Consider the following 20,025-nt stretch of genomic DNA (forward strand, 5'->3'; position numbering starts at 1 on the left):
GGCGGGGTATCACGATCTCGTCCCTCTCAGGAGAGGCAGAGGGCATCACGATCGCGTCGGTTCCAGCTGGGCGTCCCGGCTCACGAGAGCCGCGTAGCGCCCACCTTGCTCCAACAGCTCCTCATGCGTGCCTTGTTCGACGGCGCGGCCGGAGTCCAGGACCACGATCTGGTCGGCGCCACGGATGGTGGACAGCCGATGGGCGATGGTCAGTGTGGTCCGGTTGGCCGAGAGCGCGTCGATGGCCTCCTGTACGGCACGCTCCGTACGGGTGTCCAGGGCGCTGGTCGCCTCGTCCAGGATGAGCACGGGTGGGTCGCGCAGGATGGTGCGGGCGATGGCGAGGCGCTGCTTCTCACCACCGGAGAACCGGTGGCCGCGCTCGCCGACGACCGTGTCGTATCCGTCGGGCAGGGACGCGATGTGGTCGTGGATCTGTGCCGCTGTCGCCGCCGCGCGCAGTTCCTCGTCGGTGGCGTCCGGCTTGGCGAAGCGCAGGTTGTCGGCGACGGAGGCGTGGAAGAGGTACGTCTCCTGGGAGACGACGCCGATCGCGCGCGCCAGCGTGTCGAAGTCGAGGTCGCGCACGTCGACCCCGTCGAGTGTGACGCGGCCGCCCGTGACGTCGTACAGCCGTGGCACCAGGTGGCTGAACGTGGACTTGCCCGCGCCGGTCGGGCCGACGACGGCGAGGCTGCCGCCCGCGGGGACCGTGAGGTCGATGCCGTCGAGTATCGGGCCACTCTTGTCGTCGTAGTGGAATACGACGTTCTCGAACCGGACCTCTCCCTTGATCTGGTCGAGGTGGATCGGATGCTCCGGTTCGGTGATGTCGATGGGCAGGTCGAGGTACTCGAAGATGCGCTGGAACAGGGCGAGCGAGGTCTGGATCTGAACGCCGGTGGAGAGCAGGCTGACGGTTGGCCGGAACAGGCCCTGCTGAAGAGAGACGAACGCCACCAGCGTCCCTATCGAGACGGCCGGACCACCGAACTGGAGAGCCAGTCCCGCCGTCCAGTAGATGAAGGCCGGCATCGCCGCCATGACGATCGAGATGACCGCCATACGCCAGCGCCCGGCCATGTTCGACCGCACTTCGAGCTCGACGAGGCCCTCGGACTCCTCGGCGAAGGACTTCGTCAGCGAGTCGGCGCGCCCCATCGTGCGGCCGAGCACGATGCCACTGACGGACAGCGACTCGGTCACGGTCGCGGCCATGGCGGCCATCTGCTTCTGGCGCTGAGTTGTGATCTTCTTGCGTTCCTTGCCGACGCGACGGCTGATCCACACGAACAACGGCAGCAGGAGCAGGGAGACGGCGGTCAGCCGCCAGTCCAGGGCGACCATCGCGACGATCGTGGCGACGACGCTGGTGAGGTTGGAGACCAGTGAGGTGGCGGTGGAGGTGACCGTCGCCTGCATACCGCCGATGTCGTTGGCGATGCGCGACTGGACCTCTCCGGTGCGGGTCCGGGTGAAGAACGCGAGCGACATGCGCTGCAACCGGCCGTAGACGGCGGTGCGCAGGTCGTGCATGACGCGCTGGCCGACCGTCGTGGAGATCAGGGTCTGCAGCACGCCGAAGACGCTGGTGAGAACCGCGCTGAGGATCATGCCGAGCGCGAGCAGGGACAAAAGGCCCGTCCGGCCCTCGGGGATCGCCGTGTCGAGGATCTCCTTGAGCAGGAAGGGTGTGACGACCGAGACCAGTGACGCGGCACCGACGAGCAGGCCGACAACGGCGAGGCGTCCGCGGTACGGGCGGAAGAGCTTGAGGATGCGGCGCACCTGCCGCGGCTGCCCCGGCTCGGTCCGGGGTGGTGTCCAGGGGGCGGGTTCGTCGGGATGCATGGGCTCCTACGGGATGTGTGGGCGGACCCCGCGACCGGAAGGCCGGCCCCGTGGAAACGGGCCGGCCCCACGCACAGGGATCAGGCGGTCTGATGGAGCATAGCTCATTGTTACCTATGCTCACAATGAACACCGTCCTGATATTGTTCCCTCATGACCACACCCGACGCCGACGGCCTGCTCGCCGAGCAGTTGCTGCGGCTCACCCGCCGCGTGCACCGCATCCAGAAGCGCCATCTGGAGCGGTCCGGACTGGACATCACCCCGGCACAGTCCCGACTGCTGCGCACCCTCACCCACTACGGTTCACCCCCACGCATGGCCGACCTGGCCGAACGCCTGGAGGTGGTGCCCCGGGCCGTCACGACCCTGGTCGACGGGCTGGAGGCGAGCGGGCGGGTGCGCCGCGTGCCCGATCCCTCCAACCGGCGGGTGATACGGATCGAGCTGACGGATGAGGGGCGGACGGCCCTGCGAGAGTTGCGGGGCGCCCGCCGTACGGCGGCGGAGGAGATCCTCGCCCCGCTGACGGACGAGCAGCGCGAAATACTGGGTGGCCTGCTGAACACCCTCGTCGACGGGGTGGACACGACCACCGGAGCCGGGCGCGGCTGACCGGCGAAGCCGCGCACAAGTCGGGTCAGGTGTTCATGGGAGTCTTCGAAGCGTGATCAGGCGAGTCGGCGTCGCTGTCCGATGACTCGGACGTGCCCTCGGCAGCGTCCCTCCCGGTGGCGTCCTCTTCCTCCATGAACGTGATCTCCCCGTCGAGCATCTTCCTGGCCCGCACCGTGTCGAGCGCTCCCTCCCACTTCGAGACCGCGAACACGGCGACACAGTTGCCGAGCAGGTTCGTGGCGACGCGCATCGCGTCCATGATGCGGTCGACGCCGAGAAGGAGGGCGACGGCGCCGGCGGGGATGGCGCCGAGCGCGGACGCAGTGGCCGAGAGGGCGAGGAAGGCCGAACCGGGGATGCCTGCCATGCCCTTGCTGGTCAGCATGAGGACCAGGATCACGGTGATCTGCTGGCTCAGGCTGAGGTCCACGCCCACGGCCTGCGCGATGAACAGCGTGCCGATGGAGAGGTAGATCGAGGCGCCGTCGAGATTGAAGGAGTAGCCGGTGGGCAGCACCAGGCCCACGGCGTCGTCGCGGGCGCCGGCCTGGCGCAGCTTCTGCATCATGCGTGGCATGACGGCCTCACTGGACGCCGTGCCCAGCGCGAGCAGCATCTCCTCACGCGTATAGCGCACGAACTTCCACAGGTTGAGCCCGGTGACCAGCTTCAGCGCGACGGCGAGCAGGACGAGGAAGGCCGCGGCGACCGCGTAGCAGAGGAGGATGAGCTTGCCGTACGTCTTCATCACCCCGAGGCCGTACTCGCCGACCAGGTGGACCATCGCGCCGAACACGGCGAGCGGCGCCAGCTTCATCACGAAGCCGACGATCGCGAAGATGATCTCCTGGGCCTGCTCGATGGCCGGCAGGATCGCGGGGACCTTGGTGTGACCGAGGTGGAGCAGGGCGGCACCGACGAGGCAGGCCAGTACGAGCACTTGGAGCAGCGAGTTCTCGGCGAACGCGCCGATCGCGCTCTGCGGCAGCGCGTTCAGGACGAACTCGGTGGTCGACGGCAGCGCACCCCCGGCGGTCCTGTCGTCGACCGCCGAAGCGTCGAGCTTCGACGGGTCGACGTTCATCCCGGCGCCGGGGGCGAAGACGTTGGCGGCGATCAGACCGATGAGCAGCGCGGCCGTGGACGCGACCTCGAACCAGATCAGGGCCTTGAGGCCGATCCGCCCGAAGGCCTTCAGATTTCCGGCCTTGGCGATGCCGACGACGACCACGCAGAACACGAGCGGCGAGATCACAGTCTTGATGAGGCGCACGAAACCGTCGCCGAGTGGCTGGAAGGTCGTGGCCGTGTCCGGCCACAACCTCCCGACGACGATGCCGAGCGCCAGGGCGACGGCGACCTGGGCGAACAGTGAGGTACGCAGTATGCGTGCGACGCGTCGCGGCAGGGACGGTACGGACTGCGGCACGGGCACTCCTCCGATGTGACTTTCTGGCATGCGGAAAACCGCTTCCGCGCCGATCACTATCGGGGAGTTGCCGCTCGCGGAGAAGACCCCCGCGTTTCCGCCGTGTAAATCATCGAACAGGGGTCACATCACAGGCATTTCATCTCAGCAGCCGTCACTGTCCTCCGTCAGCACGCCCTGCACGGTGACCAGAGAACGGTCGTAGCAGCCGCCCGACCCGAACAGCCGGTAGCGCTCGCTGGTCGTGCCGACCGCATGACGCTGGTCGCGGGGCACATTCGCCGTATACGTGGCGTCACCCGTGTAGGTGTCGTCCGATCGGGACCACGCGGTGCGCCGCCCGCCGCGTGTCTCAGTCGTCGCTGCCTGGTCGCCGAGGGTCAGAACGGTCCGCAGCCGGTCACCCGCGCCAAGGGTCGTCGTGCCGTCCATCGTGTACGTCCGGTGTGCCCGCGTGGTCCGTGCCGGTCCCTGTCCCTCCACCGTGACCGTCTCGTTGTCGGTCCAGGTCGCCTTCAGCGCGTCGGGGTTCTCGCCGTCCGCCCAGGTGTGGACGGAGGTGTTCGTCAGCTCCCGGCTCACGGTGGTCGCCACTCGTCCGTGTGAGGTGTTCACGTACCCGGCGACCGTCAGCCGGTGGCCGCCCTCGGTGTCGAGACGGTGCCCGGAACCCGGTGTGTAGGTCGAGGAGTTGGCGAGGTCACCCGCCCTGACCTTGGTGAGCGCACCACTGACGTACGTGCTCTTGGCGTCCTGCCAGACGAGGACGTTGACCGGGGTGCTCCAGCCCGACTGACCCTCGGGGACTCCGACGACCGAGACCTCCACCCGGTGCGGGCGGCCGTCGTTGAGGAGCCCCGCGAACGGGGTGAGGTCGTACTCGACGGGTTTGATGTCGAAGGCGCGGGGGCCCGGAACCACGTACCAGAGGAACGGGTTGGACCAGCCGCCCGTCCACACGGTGGGGAACGGCGCGGCGATGCCCGCCAGTTGACCGTCCACCGTGATCTGCACCTCGCGGTACGGCCCGTCGTCCGCCTTGCAGGAGTACGGCGCCGGTTCGGGCACTGTCAGATACCAGTACTCCTCGCAGCCGCCGCCGGAGCCGGTGGCGTACACCTCGGCGACGATGCGTTCGCTGTTGCGGGGCGTGGTGAGGGTGCCGTCCTGAAGGGTGAGGACCCGGTCGGGTGTCTTCGTCGCCTCCGGCCCGCCCGCGTAGAAGGTCAGTGTGACCTTGACGTCGATGATGCCCGTGTACGTGTCGTCGACAACGTTGCCGATCAGCATGTCCACGGGCTGTGCGGTGCGCAGCGTGTCGCTGTAGCGCGTGATGTCCTTCTCGACGGACCACTCGATGCCGTCGGGCGAGGGCTGCGGCGTCGACGTGCGGAAGACCTCGACGCCGCCTATGTGCAGATAGCCGAGGCGGTCGTACTGGCGGCCCTTGACCTTGCCGTCGAGGCGGAGGACGACCTTGCTCCAGCGGTCGCCGCATGCGCGCGGGGGCGCGTACTCCCCCTTGTACGGCGTGAAGTCCTTGAACTGCGCTTCGGCGACCGTGACTTCGCAGGAGGGGCCGCCGGGCTTCGTGACCGGCGGTGCGGCGGTGACCGGGTCGTGCCAGTCGGTGCCGAACTCGGCGGGGATGTCGGCGGAGGAGGCCGACTGTGCGGGGCTCGCTCCCAGGAGGGTGCTCGCCAGGAGGGTCGCTCCGGCGAGCATGGACATGATAATCCTGCTTCTCATGGCGGTGTTCTACGGGGAGTTGGCCCGGACCGCAATGAGACCTCAGGTCACATGAGCACCCGACGCCCCCTCGGGTCTCTCATGCCTTCAGCTCCGCCTTGTCCCCCATGACGATCATGGGGTGCTGGGCCGGGTCGAGGGTCCGCAGCAGGTACTCCATGCCCGACTTGGACAGGCTCACGCAGGCGGACGTTCCGCTGCCGTGGTCCATGTGCAGCCAGATGCTGCCGCCCTTCGACTGGCCCTGAGGGCGGGTGGGGTCGTTGGGCGAGGTGCCCTTGACGCGGTTGTAGTCGATGGCGATGACGTAGTCGAAGTCGTGCCAGTGCGACTTGGCCCAGTAGCGCGGCGCCTGGAAGGACGCGGACCGGGTGTACGGGAGCTTCGCGCCGGGGTCGGCGAGGACTCCGCCCGCGTCACTGAGCGAGAACACGCCGACGGGGCTGCGCTTGTCGCCCTCACGGTGGTTCGTGGTCCAGCCCTTCTTGCCGTTGTGGCCCTGCCAGCTGCGGGTCTTGTCCCACGTGGAGCCGTTCTTCGTGTAGAGCACGACCGTGGCGTCGGCGTCGTCCTTGCCTTCGCCGTAGACGGCCACCACCTGTCGGGAGTTGGCCGGTATCCGCTTCTGCAGTCGGTCACTGACGTCCGGAATGCTCTTGAGGTCGGTGGTGCGCGCTTTGGGCTGCGCTGCCTTGCCTCCCGGGCTCGCGTCTGCCGTGGCTCCGCTGTCCCCGCCCGAACCGCCGCACGCCGCCAGGGACATCACCATCACACCGCAGACCACTGCCGCGACCCGCGTGCGCTTCGCGCCGCTCGCACCGCCTGTTCCCATGCCGTCCATGGTCGCACCACCCGACGGACGTCTGCCCGTGCCCCCGGCCTTCGCACCCGTCAGCGGGCAACCGGGCCGGAACTCTGCCTCGCGGAGGAAAATCGTTTGCCTCCGACCACGCAATGACGCGAGCCTTTCACGGTTTGCTGTCGGCGTGCGCTGCCGGTGGCCACCGCTCGTCATGGTCGGTAGCCCGGGTCCGCGCGGGCCTCTCCCCCACTCCCGCCCCCACCTGACTAGAGCCACTGGGACGTCATGCAGATTCAAGACCTTCCGTATCCCGACCCGGGTCTGCCGGACGCGCGCTCGGGACCCCGATTCCTGCGGTGGCTCTTCCGGAACCAGCTCGGTGGGCAGCTCAAGGCCCTGGCCTGGGGGCTCCTGCACTTCCTGGCCGTGAGCGGTCTGCCGTTCTGCGTCGGCCTCGCCGTGCAGGCCGTGGTCGACCGCTCCGGCAGCCGGCTGGCGCTGACCGGTGGGCTGATGGCTCTCTGCGCTGCGGGAATCGCGCTGGGTGACACCTTCCTGCACCGGTCCGCCGTCACCAACTGGATCACCGCCGCCGCCCGCGTGCAGCAGCTGCTGGCCCGTAAGACGGCCCTGCTGGGCTCGGCGCTGACACGACGGGTGGCGGCCGGTGAGGTCGTCGCGGTCTCCACGGGGGACGTCGAGAAGATCGGCTGGTTCGTGGAGGCCGTGTCGCGGTTCACCGCGGCCGCGCTCACCGTGGTGCTGGTCTGCGTCGGCCTGATCGTCTACCAGCCGGCGCTCGGCATCGTCGTCGCCGTGGGCGTCCCCCTCCTCGCACTCGCCGTGCTGCCGCTGCTGCCCAAGGCGACCCGGCGCGCCGACCAACAGCGAGAGAAGGCGGGCCGCGCCACCGAACTGGCCTCGGACACGGTCGCGGGCCTGCGGGTGCTGCGCGGCATCGGCGGCGAGGAGCTGTTCCTGGAACGCTACCGCCGGGCCTCGCAGGAGGTCCGCCACGCGGCCGTGCGCAGCGCCCGGATGTGGGCGCTCATCGCCGCGATTCAGGTGCTGTTGCCCGGTCTGCTGATGATCGCGGTCGTCTGGTACGGCGTGCACCTGGCCCGCGAGGGCCGGATCACCGTAGGTGAACTCGTCACCGTGTACAGCTCGGTCATGTTGCTGACGTATCCGCTGCGGCACTTCGAGGAGATCGCGATGGCGTACTCCTTCTCACGGCCGTCCGCCAAAAGGGCCGCCCGGGTGCTGTCGCTGAAGCGCGCCACGGACATCGACGGGTCACGGGAGGCCCTCGTACCGTCCGGCGACCTGTACGACCCCTCGACCGGGCTCCTCGCCCCCGCCGGCCGGCTCACCGCAGTGGTGTGCGGTGACCCGGACGCGGCGGGGCTGCTGGCGGAGCGGCTGGGCGGGCATCCGGCCGAGGAGGGCACATCGGTCCTGCTGGGCGGTGTACCGCTCGACGAACTGCCGCTCTCCCACGCCCGTACGGCTGTCCTGGTCCAGGACAAGGACCCGGTGCTGCTGTCCGGTTCGCTGCGCGAGCTGCTCGACGTTCCCGCCTCGGGCGCGGTGAGCACCGACGAGGCGCTGGCCGCAGCGCAGTGCGCAGACGTCCTGGACTCGCTCGCCCAGGGGTCGCTGGATGCCGAGGACCCGCTGGACACGCGGATCACCGAGCGTGGCCGGTCCCTGTCCGGCGGCCAGCGGCAGCGGCTCGCGCTGGCCCGGTCGCTGATCACGGACCCGGAGGTGCTCGTCCTGGACGAGCCGACGTCCGCCGTCGACTCGCACACCGAGGCCCGGATCGCCGAGGGCGTCCGGTCGCTGCGCGCGGCCCGTACGACGGTCGTGTTCACCTCCTCTCCGCTGCTGCTGGACCGTGCCGACCGGGTCGTGCTGCTGCACGACGGGGAGGTCGTGGCCGTGGGCGTGCACCGTGAGCTGCTGCACAGCGACTCCCGGTACCGGGCGGTCGTGACCCGCGAGACCGCTGACGAGGCCGCGCTGCGCGAGGCCGTGGACAAAGAACGGGCGGCCGAAGCCGTCCCGCACGGCGAGGAAACCGCCGCCGCACATGGCCCTGCTGCCCGCGGCGTACTGGAAGAGATCGAGGAGACAGCATGATCGGCGTGGCGCCACCGGCGTACGACCCGGCCGCCCCGACCACGGCGAGCACCCTGCCCGTGGGCGCGCCCGCGACCGTACGCGCCTATGTGACCGAGCTGTTGCGCCGGCACCGGCGTGCCTTCGTCCTGCTCGTCACCGTGAACACGGTCGCCGTGGTGGCCTCGATGGCGGGGCCGTGGCTGCTCGGCGGGCTCGTCGAGCGCGTCTCCGACGGCGCCCGCGAGCTGCACCTGGAGCTCACGGCCGGGCTGTTCCTCGCCGCCCTCGTCGTCCAGGCCGTGTTCGTGCAGCAGGTGCGGCTGCGCGGGGCCATGCTCGGCGAGCGGATGCTGGCCGATCTGCGCGAGGACTTCCTCGTACGGTCGGTGGGGCTGCCGCCGGGCGTGCTGGAGCGGGCGGGGACGGGTGACCTGCTGTCCCGGATCACCACGGACATCGACCGGCTCGCCAACGCGATGCGCGAGGCCGTGCCCCAGCTCGCGATCGGTGTGGTGTGGGCCGGACTGCTGCTCGGCGGGCTCGCCGTGACCGCGCCGCCGCTCGCGCCCGCCGTGCTGGTGGCCCTGCCGCTGCTGGTGGTGGGCTGCCGCTGGTACTTCAAGCGGGCGCCCTCCGCCTACCGGTCGGAGGCCGCCGGGTACGCCGCCGTCGCCGCCGTCCTCGCGGAGACCGTGGACGCGGGCCGCACCGTCGAGGCGCATCGGCTCGGCGAGCGGCGCATCGCGCTGTCGGAGCGCCGCATCCGGGAGTGGACGGCGTGGGAGCGCTACACCCTGTGGCTGCGTTCGGTGCTCTTTCCCGTCATCAACATCACGCATGTCACGGTCCTCGGCTCGGTCCTGATGATCGGCGGCGTGTTCGTGCTGCAGGGGTGGATCGGGATCGGCCAGCTCACGACGGGCGCGCTCATCGCACAGATGCTCGTCGACCCGGTGGGCCTGATCCTGCGCTGGTACGACGAGCTGCAGGTCGCGCAGGTGTCGCTGGCCCGGCTGGTGGGCGTGCGCGACATCGAGCCGGACGCCGGTGACGCTGCCGTCACCCCCGACGGGCGCCACGTGCACGCCGATGAGATCCACTTCGGTTACCGCGCAGGCGTCGACGTGCTCCGCAAGGTCTCCCTGGAGGTCGTCCCGGGCACCCGGCTCGCCCTGGTCGGCCCGTCCGGTGCGGGCAAGTCCACCCTGGGCAGGCTGCTCGCCGGGATCTACGCGCCCCGGAACGGCCGCATCACCCTGGGCGGCGCCGAACTGTCCCGCATGCCGGCCGAGGACGTCCGCTCCCATGTGGCACTCGTCAACCAGGAGCACCACGTCTTCGTGGGCTCCTTGCGTGACAACCTCCTGCTGGCCCGCACGGGTGCGCAGGACGCCGAGCTGTGGGCGGCCCTCGGCGCAGTCGACGCGGACGGCTGGGCGCGCGCCCTGGACGAAGGCCTCGACACCGAGGTCGGCTCGGGTGGCCTCGCGCTGACCCCGGCGCAGGCCCAGCAGATCGCGCTGGCCCGGCTGGTCCTGGCCGACCCGCACACGCTGATCCTGGACGAGGCCACCTCGCTCCTCGACCCGCGCGCGGCCCGCCACCTCGAACGCTCCCTCGCCCGCGTCCTCGACGGCCGCACCGTCGTGGCCATCGCCCACCGCCTGCACACCGCGCACGACGCCGATGTCATCGCCGTCGTCGAGGACGGCCGCATCACCGAGTTGGGCAGCCATGACCAGTTGGTCGCGGCGGACGGGGCGTACGCGGCGCTGTGGAGGTCCTGGCACGGGTGACGGCACCGGAACACGGGCACCGGCGTCGGTGCCCGTGCCCGGCGGGCGGGCGAGCCGGGACCGGGATGGACGCGGTCCGCGCGGGTCGGCGGGGGCGCGTACCGGGCACGTGGGCGGGACGCCGGTCACTACCGTGCAGGTGGCACGCGCCACCTGCACGGCACCACTGAAAAGCCATGGTCGCTGCCGTTGCACGGTGCCGAAGCCGAGTGGAACGCTGGAGGTGACACCGGGCCCCCGTCCCACCAACTGGAGGAAGCCGTGGACAGCACCGAAGGATGGGGGGACGACGTCTACCAGCCCGACGCATCCGACATCCAGGAAGACTCCGGACTGCTGGACTCCGAGGACACCCTGGAGACGGACGGGGTCGCCGATCCGCTGGACCGGGGCTGGTCACCCCCGGAGCGGCCGTGGGCGGTGGAAAGCACCGGTGTGACCGCCGCCGAGCGTCAACGGGGCGAGACCCTGGAGCAGCGGCTCTCCGAAGAACAGCCGGACATCCGAGCCCCCGACGGAGACGACATCGGCGACTGTCAGGGCACCGACGGCGAACCCCTGGACAACGAGGTGGGTGACGCCCGCTCCGGCCGTCTCGTCGCCCCCGACGAGGGCGCGCACGAAGACGAGGAGAGCGGTCTGGTCGCCACCGACGTGGGCATCGACGGTGCGGCGGCGTCGGCCGAGGAGGCCGCGATGCACATCGTCGACGAGGACAACCCGTCCGGCTGACGCCGCCCTCCCGCGAAGGAGCACCATGCAGCAGGACAAGCACCCCGACTACCACTCCGTGGTCTTCCGCGACCGCGCCGCCGGCTACGCCTTCCTCACCCGGTCGACCGCCACCAGCGACCAGACCATCGAGTGGGACGACGGCGAGACGTACCCGGTCGTCGATGTCGAGATCTCCTCGGAGAGCCACCCCTTCTACACGGGCAGGGCGCGGACCGTGGACTCCGAGGGCCGCATCGCCCGGTTCGAGCGGCGTTACGGCGGCGGTGGCACAGCCTGAGACGGCCCGGGGCGCCGGCTGGGGGCAAGGCCTTCGGGCGCCCGGCGGCCAGGCTGGAGCCCGCGAGCCCGGGAGCGGCGACCCGTCGGTCCGCGCCGCCCGGTCGGGCCCCTCACTCAGATGAGTTTCAGCTCTCAGACGAAGTTCAGCGCCGCCGCGCAGCCCACTCCCCCGAGAAGCATGAACACCGGCATCAGCACCTTCAGCTCGACCCAGCTTCCGGCGCGGAACCGCATGGCCTTCGGTGGGCCCACGGGGTACCAGCGCTTGCGGCCCACGGGTATGGGCCACAGGATCGGGCAGCCGGAGATCGTCAGCGCGTCCCCAAGATCGTGCACCAGGGCGCCGAGGAGGACGGGCAGCCCAAGCCACAGGTACTCCTGCCCCGGCGCGGTGAACAGCCAGTCCGCCCCGCTGCCCGGCTGGTCGAGTATGTCCGCGAGGATCCAGGCGCTGGTGGCGGCCAGCAGCCACACCAGGACATCGCTGCTGGGCCGGGCCGCACGCCACAGCAGCCCTTCGATGGCGAGCACCATGTGGACGAAGAGGATGGCCAGCACCGCCCACCGGCCCCCGGCCATCGCCGCGACGGCGAAGCCGGCGCCGATCAGCACCGCCCACAGCCAGGTGTGCGTCAACGTGCGGTGCCCGCCGGAGCGACGCGGGTCGCCCGGCTTCCTCGTCGCCTTGTAGACGGCGTACGAGAGCTTGTCGACGATCTCGCACAGCCAGCGCGAGAGAGGACCGAAGGACCGGGAGATGGTGGCCGCCTTGTGGTCCAGGTCCGGGGCGAGCGCGGCGCCCGCACAGACCAGCGAACCGATCAGCAGGACCGGCCAGGGCATCGTGTGCCCTGCCGCTGCGGCAGCCGCCCCGACGCCGAGCCAGGCCGCGGCCCCCGACAGTGAGTGTGCTGGTCCCATCATGGCCGCGTCCCGCCCCATTCCCGTTGTGCCGCTGCCCAGTTGTCAGAGTGCTCTGACACTCCGTCGGCGCCACAGCGTAGCGTTCATGATCTTGGCACTCGCAGCCGATTCCCCTATCAGGTGGGACGGCAGGCAAGATGGGTGCGTGACCCTCATCGATCAGCTGCCGCAGACCGCCGACCCCGATGCCTTGTTCGACGCCTTCGAGTCGTGGGCCCAGGAGCGCGGTCTCACCCTCTATCCGCACCAGGAGGAGGCGCTGATCGAGGTGGTCTCCGGGGCCAACGTGATCGTGTCGACGCCCACCGGTTCCGGCAAGAGCATGATCGCCGCGGGTGCCCACTTCGCGGCGCTCGCCCGGGACGAGGTCACCTTCTACACAGCGCCGATCAAGGCCCTGGTCTCGGAGAAGTTCTTCGAGCTGTGCAAGCTCTTCGGCACCGAGAACGTCGGCATGCTGACCGGCGACGCCTCCGTGAACGCGGACGCGCCCGTCATCTGCTGCACCGCCGAGGTGCTCGCGTCGATCGCGCTGCGCGACGGCAAGGACGCCGACGTCGGCCAGGTCGTGATGGACGAGTTCCACTTCTACGCGGAGGGCGACCGCGGCTGGGCGTGGCAGATCCCGATCCTTGAGCTGCCGCAGGCGCAGTTCATCCTGATGTCGGCGACGCTCGGCGATGTCTCGATGTTCGAGAAGGACCTCACCCGCCGCACCGGCCGCCCCACCTCGGTGGTCCGCTCGGCGACCCGGCCCGTCCCCCTTTCCTACGCGTACCGGCTCACCCCGCTCACGGAGACGCTCACGGAGCTGCTGGAGACCAAACAGGCTCCCGTTTACATCGTGCACTTCACACAGGCGCAGGCCGTGGAGCGGGCGCAGGCGCTGATGAGCATCAACATGTGCTCGCGGGAGGAGAAGGACAAGATCGCCGAGCTGATCGGCAACTTCCGCTTCACCACCAAGTTCGGCCGCAACCTGTCCCGTTACGTAAGGCACGGCATCGGTGTGCACCATGCCGGCATGCTGCCCAAGTACCGGCGCCTGGTGGAGAAGCTGGCCCAGGCCGGTCTGCTGAAGGTCATCTGCGGCACGGACACCCTCGGCGTCGGCGTCAACGTACCCATCCGGACGGTGCTGTTCACCGCCTTGACCAAGTACGACGGTAACCGGGTACGGACCCTCCGTGCCCGGGAGTTCCACCAGATCGCGGGGCGGGCCGGCCGCGCCGGCTTCGACACGGCGGGCTTTGTGGTGGCGCAGGCTCCCGAGCACGTCATCGAGAACGAGAAGGCGCTCGCCAAGGCCGGCGACGATCCCAAGAAACGCCGCAAGGTGGTCCGCAAGAAGGCGCCCGAGGGCTTCGTCGGCTGGACGGAGAACACCTTCGAGAAGCTCATCGCCTCCGAGCCGGAACCCCTCACGTCCCGCTTTCGGGTCACGCATACGATGCTGCTGTCGGTCATCGCCCGCCCCGGCAACGCCTTCGAAGCGATGCGGCGGCTTCTGGAGGACAACCACGAGCCGCGCAAGCAGCAGCTGCGGCACGTCCGGCGGGCTATCGCCATCTACCGCTCGCTCCTCGACGGCGGCATCGTGGAGAAACTCGACGAGCCGGACGCCACCGGCCGTATCGTCCGCCTGACGGTCGACCTCCAGCAGGACTTCGCGCTCAATCAGCCGCTGTCGACATTCGCCCTCGCCGCGTTCGAGCTGCTGGATCCCGAGTCCCCTTCCTACGCCCTCGACATGGTGTCCGTCGTCGAGTCCACGCTGGACGATCCGCGGCAGATCCTCGCCGCCCAGCAGAACAAGGCGCGCGGCGAGGCCGTGGCCGCGATGAAGGCGGACGGCGTCGAGTACGAGGAGCGCATGGAGCGGCTCCAGGACGTGTCGTACCCCAAGCCGCTGGAGGAGCTCCTCTTCCACGCCTACAACACGTACCGCAAGAGCCACCCGTGGGTGGGTGACCATCCGCTGTCGCCGAAGTCCGTCATCCGCGACATGTACGAACGGGCGCTGTCCTTCACCGAGTTCGTGTCCTTCTACGAGCTCGCCCGCACCGAGGGCATCGTGCTGCGCTACCTCGCCAGTGCCTACAAGGCCCTCGACCACACCGTCCCCGACGACCTCAAGTCGGATGACCTGGAGGACCTGATCGCCTGGCTCGGTGAGATGGTGCGCCAGGTCGACTCCAGCCTCCTCGACGAGTGGGAGCAGCTCGCCAATCCGGAGGAGATGACCGCCGAGGAGGCCCAGGAAAAGGCCGACCAGGTCAAGCCGGTCACCGCGAACGCGCGCGCCTTCCGGGTCCTCGTCCGCAACGCCATGTTCCGCCGGGTGGAACTCGCCGCCCTCGACCAGATCGACGAACTCGGCGAGATGGACGCGGACGCCGGCTGGGACGCCGAGCGGTGGGGCGAGGCGATGGGCACGTACTGGGACGAGTACGAGGAACTGGGCACCGGCCCGGACGCACGCGGTCCCCGGCTGCTGATGATCGAGGAGGAGCCGCAGAACGGGCTGTGGAGGGTCCGCCAGACCTTCGCCGACCCGAATGGCGATCATGACTGGGGCATCAGCGCGGAGGTCGACCTCGCGGCGTCCGATGCCGAGGGACGCGCAGTCGTCAGAGTCACCGACGTAGGCCAGCTGTGAGCACTGGAGAGACCAGGACATGACGACCAACCCCGCCGAGCGCCTCGTCGACCTGCTCGACCTGGAGCAGATCGAGGTCAACATCTTCCGCGGCCGCAGCCCACTGGAGTCCCTGCAGCGGGTCTTCGGCGGCCAGGTGGCCGGCCAGGCACTCGTCGCCGCCGGACGCACCACGGAGGGCGACCGGCCGGTGCACTCGCTGCACGCGTACTTCCTGCGTCCCGGCCGCCCGGGGGTGCCGATCGTGTACCAGGTCGAGCGGGTTCGGGACGGGCGGTCGTTCACCACCCGGCGGGTCACCGCCGTGCAGCAGGGCCGCACGATCTTCAATCTGACCGCCTCCTTTCACAAGCCTGAAGAGGGGAGCTTCGAGCATCAGCTGCCGCCGGCCCGGCAGGTGCCGGACCCCGAGTCGCTGCCGACACTCGCCGAGGAGATCAGGGAGCATGTGGGCGCGCTGCCCGAGCGGTTGGAGCGCATGGCACGGCGTCAGCCCTTCGACATACGTTATGTGGACCGGCTGCGCTGGACGCACGACGAGATCGAGAACGCCGAGCCGCGCAGCGCGGTGTGGATGCGGGCAGTCGGGCCGCTGGGCGACGACCCGCTGGTGCACACCTGCGCCCTGACGTACGCGAGCGACATGACCCTCCTGGACGCGGTCCGCATCCCGGTGGAACCCCTGTGGGGTCCGCGCGGTTTCGACATGGCGTCGCTGGACCACGCCATGTGGTTCCACCGGCCGTTCCGCGCCGACGAGTGGTTCCTCTACGACCAGGAGTCCCCGATCGCGGTGGGCGGCCGCGGGCTGGCCCGGGGCCGTATCTACAACCTCGAAGGGCAGCTCATCGTGTCCGTGGTCCAGGAGGGACTGTTCCGCAAGCTGGGCTGACCTGGGGCTTTACCGATCGTCGACCGGCCTGCGTCCCGTCGTGCGACGCTCCGCGGGCCGGTCATCGCGGCGTTCTTGCCGAGAACGAAGCAGGGGGCGTGGCCGAGGCGCATCCCACTTGTGTCTCGCCGCGGTTTCATCGCACCCCACAGTGATTGCCCCAGTAGGTCTGATCGACCTCCGCGGGGACGCGGACCGGTTCCGGCGCGAGCACCGGCCACGCGCCCAGCGGCCGCACGGCGAGTGTGCGTCTCCCGGCCTCACGGGCGGCGCACCTCGCGGCAGCCGGGCTCTGCGGCGAGCCGTCGCCCACGCGTCCGGTTCGGCGCGGCCGTTCAGCCCCGCCGCCCGCGGGCGGCGGGCGTCCGCCCCCAGATGGCGGCCAGGGTCCTCAGGATCGCGCTCCGCCCGCGGTCCGGCACCGTCCACAGCGTCTGGCCCCGCACCCCCCACTGCTCCAGCAAGAAGTTGGCCGCGAGGAAGCCACTTGTGGCCGCCCGTTCCATGAGCGCCACGGGCAGACCGGTGCGGACCAGGTCGCCGGCCACGACCAGCCGTGGGTGCGGGGTGCGGACGGTGGGACGGTCGCCGTAGCCATCCACGGGGAACAGGGGGCAGTCGTCGTGCCATTCATGGCGGGCGTCGAGGACCGCGGCCGTGCCGGTCTCCGGGTAAACGCGGTGCAGTTGGCCGAGGAGGTGCTTCTGTTCGACGTCCCGGGCGGCTCCGGGCGGTACGGCGTAGGCGTGCAGTTCGACGACGGAGCCACCCGTGCGCGCGCTCCAGCGGGCCGCCTCGTCCTCGTAGCGCTCCAGCACGCTGATGTTGTCGAGGGTGCCGAAGCCGCTGGTGCCGAGGAAGCCGGGCCGGTCGGCTGCGACGGGCCGGTCCAACCACAGTCGGCTGACCAGGAAGGGCGGTGCGGTACGCAGCCGTCCGATCCGCTCGCGCCAGGGCGCGTCGCCCAGTTGTCGGCTGCGCCCGACCAGCGAGCGCAGCCCGGCGCTGTCCAGAGCGAGCACGACCCCGTCGTGGTGACGCTCGTCGCGGCCGGTGGTGACCACGAGACCGCCGACCGGGATGGGCTCGATGTGCTCGACAGCCGTACCGGTGCGCACCTCCGCGCGGTGCAGGGCCAGATAGCTGGCGAGCGGCTCCCACAGTGCGGCCGGGAAGGGAGCCCGGGGCACGTCGAACAGCAGCCCTTCGGCGGAACCGAGGAAGTAGATGTGGAACATCAGCGCCATCTCGGCCGCCGACAACTCCCGGGGGTCGGCGAAGAAGCTGCGGGAGAACACCTCGAAGGCCAGATGACGGGCGTTGTCGGGGAAGCGTACGGCCCCCAGGAAGTCATGGGCGCTGGTGCCGTCAAGGCGGCCGTACACCTCCGGCACGCGCACGTCCAGCAGGGGCAGCGCCGCCGACGGGTCCATGGCGCGCAGGTCCGCGAGCCGGAAGGAGGGGCTGAGCGCCACGAAGCCGAGCGCGCTGAGCGGCGGGGTGCGCGGGACGTGCCGGAAACTGTCGTGCAGCCCGCCGGAGTTGAGCAGCGGGTAGTCCGGAAGGCCGGTGAGCCGCTCCAGGCCGGGGTCGGTTCGGCGCAGCAGTCCGCGCAGGTTGTAGTACTGGCGGAAGAACGCGTGGAAGCCACGGCTCATGGTCGTCGTGGTGCCGTCGCGCAGCTCGGTCGGCCAGCCGCCGACCCGCCCGCCCAGATACGGCCGCTTCTCATACAGGGTGACGGCCACCCCGCGTTCGGCGAGCGCGGTGGCGGCGGCCAGGCCGGCGATGCCCGCACCGACCACCGCGACCGACGGCGGGGTTCCCTGCACCCGGGAGACGCCGGGCCGGGCGGGGAGGGTCCGGGCCCGCCGGTCGCGTCCCCGGCGCGCGGCGCCCTGGTGCGGCGCGCCCTGATGCCCGGTGCTCATGCCTCCTCCCTGTCCCCGTGCGCCCGGCGGGCGACGAAGGTGTGGGCGATGCCCGTCTGCCAGCCCGGCAGGGGCAGGGCGCGGACCCGGTCGAAGCCGGCCGCGCCGAGCCGCCGCGCGAAGCACCCGGCCGTGTCGAACTCCACCACGCTGCGCCACAGGTGCCGGTACAGCGGCCCGTCCCCCAGCAGAGTCGCGACGGGTTGCACAAAGCCCCGGCACACCAGCGTCCACACCGCGCGGTCGGCGCGGCGCCCGCGAAGGGTGTACTCGTGCACGCCGAGCCTGCCGCCCGGCCGCAACAGCCCGCGCACGGCGGCGAGGACGGCGTCGGGATCGCCGACGTTGCGGAAGAGATAAGCCGCGAACACAGCGTCGTAGGGGCCGCGCACCCCGGCCTCGGACAGCCGCTCGGCGGAGGTGTGCACGAACGTCACCCCGTCCGCCCACGGTTTGGCCGCGGCCCGCCGAAGCATGCCGGCCGAGGCGTCCACGGCCGTGATGTCCGCGGCGGGCAGGACGGATCGCAGCGCGGCGGTGGAGGCACCAGTGCCGCAGCCGAGGTCGAGCAGGCGCAGCCCTTGACCCCGTCCGGGCAGGCCGAGCCGGCGCACCGAGCGGCGCAGGTGGGCGTGGTAGCCGGGGTTGGCGGCCACGAGCGTGTCGTAGGTGCGGGAGGCGTGGTCGAAGGCGGCGACGAGGCGCTCGTCGCGCAGCAGCGTCATGCGGTCTCCGTCGGGGGAAGGTGCGGGGCGGACGGGTCCGGCGCGGGGAGCGGCCAGGGGGCGGGGAGTGCCGGCGGATGCGGTGCCGCGGGCGGGTCGAAGGGGCGGCGGGGTAGGCGGGGCAGCTCCAGGGCGGAGCGCAGCATCGGCCCGACGGGTGTGCGCAGGCCGATGGACAGGTCCTCGTGCAGGCGGGTGTCCCCGTCGAGGAAGCGCAGCAGCCGTGTCATGGGCACGCGGGCGAACAGGTGGCTGAACAGTTCGGGACCGTCGGCCCTGCCACTGTCCAGGGCCCGTAGCAGAACGGCGTCCATGAGACGGGAGCGCGCCGGGTGGGCGGCGGGCGGTACCGGGCGTCGCCCGCGTCGCAGGGCGTCGGCGACGGCTGCGGTCTGGCGCTGCAGTCCGGCGAAGGTGTAGCCGGTGGCGGGGCGGGTCGCTCCGCCGGCGGCGCCGATACGGAAGACCGAGGCTCCGGTCTGCCGGGGCATCGGCGCGTCGGTCATCGGGATGACGCCGGTCTCGGTGGCCAGGACCTGCCGTTCGCCGAGCCGCAGCACCTCGTCGGCGTAGTGCCGCACGGCGGCCTCGTAGCGGTCCGGAGTGAGGGTGCGCCGGGAGAACTCGGTGTACTCGACGAGCGCCTCGCACGGCCCGGTCGGCAGGACGTAGCCGAAGGACAGGCCGTGGGTGGGCTGCGGGGTGCGGAAGTCCATCAGCTCCACGGCGACCGGGTCGAAGACGGGCCGGGCGGTGCGCACGAACCAGCCGTGGAAGTGCTGCAGCAGGATGGTGCGGGCGGCCGGCAGGCTGCCAGGGGGGCGGGAGTCGAACACCCAGTGGGCGCTGAGCACCCGCGCCCGTCCGCTCGGGTCCCTCAGGTGGACGTGAGCGCCACCGGGCACGTCCTCCACCGCTTCGACGGTCGCTTCCAGGCGCCGCACATGAGGGCTACGGTCCAGTTCCCGCGAGACAAGGCGCTCGAAGTCGTCGGAGCGGATCATGCGGTACCGCAGCGGGGCGATGTCCCCCTCGACCGGGGCGCCGGTGCGCGGGCGCACCCTCAGCCGCCGCCACTCGGCCCGCACGGCCGCCTCGAACCGGCCGGAGCCCACCGTCCAGTAGCACCAGGTCCGCGGTGGCGGCCGCAGCGGGCCGGGCGGCGCGTCGACCAGCACCACGGAAGGTGTCCGCAGGCCGGGGACGTGCCCGGCGAGCCGGTGGGCCAGCGACAGCCCGGCTGCGCCCGCACCCACGACGGCCACGTCCGTCTCCGGCACGGCCTCTCCCTTCCTCGGTGTGCTTCCCCGGTCGATCGGCTCGCAGCGGCCCGTCCCACGGCGGTGACGGGCCGCCGAACCGGCGGTGAGAGGTACGGCGCCCACCCCCGGATGTCCCTGCCTGGTCTTCCGGATTGTGTACCCCGGCGGATGCAAGGCACCTCCTGGCGGCGAGCGGCCGAGCACGGGACACGGCACGGTGGAGGGGACGGATCCCCGGTGGTCGCC

15 protein-coding genes are annotated in these 20,025 nt (G+C 70.8%); 7 read left to right on the forward strand and 8 right to left on the reverse strand.

What is annotated here, in order from left to right; genetic code table 11:
• Positions 1-45: 45 nt before the first annotated feature.
• Positions 46-1,851 (reverse strand): ABC transporter ATP-binding protein, encoded by a 1,806-nt coding sequence (locus IE262_RS03575; RefSeq protein ID WP_189871171.1) that lies wholly within the window; start codon positions 1,849-1,851, stop codon positions 46-48.
• Between the two features lie 153 nt (positions 1,852-2,004).
• Here IE262_RS03575 and IE262_RS03580 point away from each other — a divergent pair, with 153 nt between their 5' ends.
• Complete coding sequence (locus IE262_RS03580) at positions 2,005-2,466, forward strand: MarR family winged helix-turn-helix transcriptional regulator (RefSeq protein WP_134030765.1); 462 nt, start codon at positions 2,005-2,007, stop codon at positions 2,464-2,466.
• Positions 2,467-2,491: 25 nt separating this feature from the next.
• On the opposite strand, the gene IE262_RS03585 is transcribed toward IE262_RS03580, so the two are convergent.
• The 3 genes from IE262_RS03585 to IE262_RS03595 form a co-directional block, all read right to left on the reverse strand.
• Positions 2,492-3,898 (reverse strand): cation:dicarboxylate symporter family transporter, encoded by a 1,407-nt coding sequence (locus tag IE262_RS03585; RefSeq protein ID WP_134030768.1) that lies wholly within the window; start codon positions 3,896-3,898, stop codon positions 2,492-2,494.
• Between the two features lie 144 nt (positions 3,899-4,042).
• Entirely contained in the window at positions 4,043-5,647 is a 1,605-nt protein-coding gene (locus IE262_RS03590; protein ID WP_189871173.1) for a peptide-N4-asparagine amidase, read from the reverse strand.
• A gap of 79 nt (positions 5,648-5,726) precedes the next feature.
• Entirely contained in the window at positions 5,727-6,479 is a 753-nt protein-coding gene (locus tag IE262_RS03595; protein ID WP_189871175.1) for a hypothetical protein, read from the reverse strand.
• Positions 6,480-6,734: 255 nt separating this feature from the next.
• Here IE262_RS03595 and IE262_RS03600 point away from each other — a divergent pair, with 255 nt between their 5' ends.
• The 4 genes from IE262_RS03600 to IE262_RS03615 all read left to right on the forward strand — a co-directional run bounded on the left by IE262_RS03600 (position 6,735) and on the right by IE262_RS03615 (position 11,384).
• A complete protein-coding gene (locus IE262_RS03600) occupies positions 6,735-8,594 on the forward strand; it encodes an ABC transporter ATP-binding protein (RefSeq protein WP_189871176.1) in 1,860 nt (619 codons plus the stop codon).
• Positions 8,591-10,372, forward strand: a complete 1,782-nt coding sequence (locus tag IE262_RS03605) for an ABC transporter ATP-binding protein (RefSeq protein WP_189871179.1) — start codon at positions 8,591-8,593, stop codon at positions 10,370-10,372. The genes IE262_RS03600 and IE262_RS03605 overlap by 4 nt, the downstream gene beginning before the upstream one ends.
• 261 nt (positions 10,373-10,633) lie before the next feature.
• Positions 10,634-11,104 carry a DUF5709 domain-containing protein gene (locus IE262_RS03610; protein ID WP_134030780.1) on the forward strand — a complete coding sequence of 157 codons (471 nt, stop codon included), beginning with the start codon at positions 10,634-10,636 and terminating at the stop codon, positions 11,102-11,104.
• 25 nt (positions 11,105-11,129) lie between these two features.
• Positions 11,130-11,384: a type B 50S ribosomal protein L31 gene (locus IE262_RS03615; protein ID WP_134030783.1), complete on the forward strand. Its 255-nt coding sequence runs from the start codon at positions 11,130-11,132 to the stop codon at positions 11,382-11,384.
• A gap of 134 nt (positions 11,385-11,518) precedes the next feature.
• Here the strand turns inward: IE262_RS03615 and IE262_RS03620 are convergent, their stop codons facing one another.
• Positions 11,519-12,310, reverse strand: coding sequence for a metal-dependent hydrolase (locus IE262_RS03620; protein ID WP_134030787.1), 792 nt, complete (start codon positions 12,308-12,310; stop codon positions 11,519-11,521).
• Positions 12,311-12,455: 145 nt separating this feature from the next.
• Between IE262_RS03620 and IE262_RS03625 the strand changes: the two genes are divergently transcribed.
• Together IE262_RS03625 and IE262_RS03630 are read left to right on the forward strand one after the other, a co-directional pair.
• On the forward strand, positions 12,456-14,969 hold the full coding sequence (locus tag IE262_RS03625; protein WP_189871181.1) for a DEAD/DEAH box helicase: 2,514 nt from the start codon (positions 12,456-12,458) through the stop codon (positions 14,967-14,969).
• A gap of 19 nt (positions 14,970-14,988) precedes the next feature.
• Positions 14,989-15,861: an acyl-CoA thioesterase gene (locus IE262_RS03630; protein ID WP_134030794.1), complete on the forward strand. Its 873-nt coding sequence runs from the start codon at positions 14,989-14,991 to the stop codon at positions 15,859-15,861.
• Positions 15,862-16,196: 335 nt separating this feature from the next.
• Here IE262_RS03630 and IE262_RS03635 read toward each other — a convergent pair whose 3' ends face one another.
• The 3 genes from IE262_RS03635 to IE262_RS03645 are packed head-to-tail and all read right to left on the reverse strand — an operon-like array spanning position 16,197 to position 19,797.
• Positions 16,197-17,792, reverse strand: a complete 1,596-nt coding sequence (locus IE262_RS03635; RefSeq protein ID WP_189871184.1) for an FAD-dependent oxidoreductase — start codon at positions 17,790-17,792, stop codon at positions 16,197-16,199.
• Positions 17,789-18,517: a methyltransferase domain-containing protein gene (locus IE262_RS03640; RefSeq protein ID WP_189871186.1), complete on the reverse strand. Its 729-nt coding sequence runs from the start codon at positions 18,515-18,517 to the stop codon at positions 17,789-17,791. The genes IE262_RS03635 and IE262_RS03640 overlap by 4 nt, the downstream gene beginning before the upstream one ends.
• Positions 18,514-19,797 carry a lycopene cyclase family protein gene (locus tag IE262_RS03645; RefSeq protein WP_229877079.1) on the reverse strand — a complete coding sequence of 428 codons (1,284 nt, stop codon included), beginning with the start codon at positions 19,795-19,797 and terminating at the stop codon, positions 18,514-18,516. The genes IE262_RS03640 and IE262_RS03645 overlap by 4 nt, the downstream gene beginning before the upstream one ends.
• Positions 19,798-20,025: the final 228 nt, after the last annotated feature.

The sequence above is a fragment of the Streptomyces bluensis genome (assembly GCF_014650715.1).
GTDB lineage: Bacteria > Actinomycetota > Actinomycetes > Streptomycetales > Streptomycetaceae > Streptomyces > Streptomyces bluensis.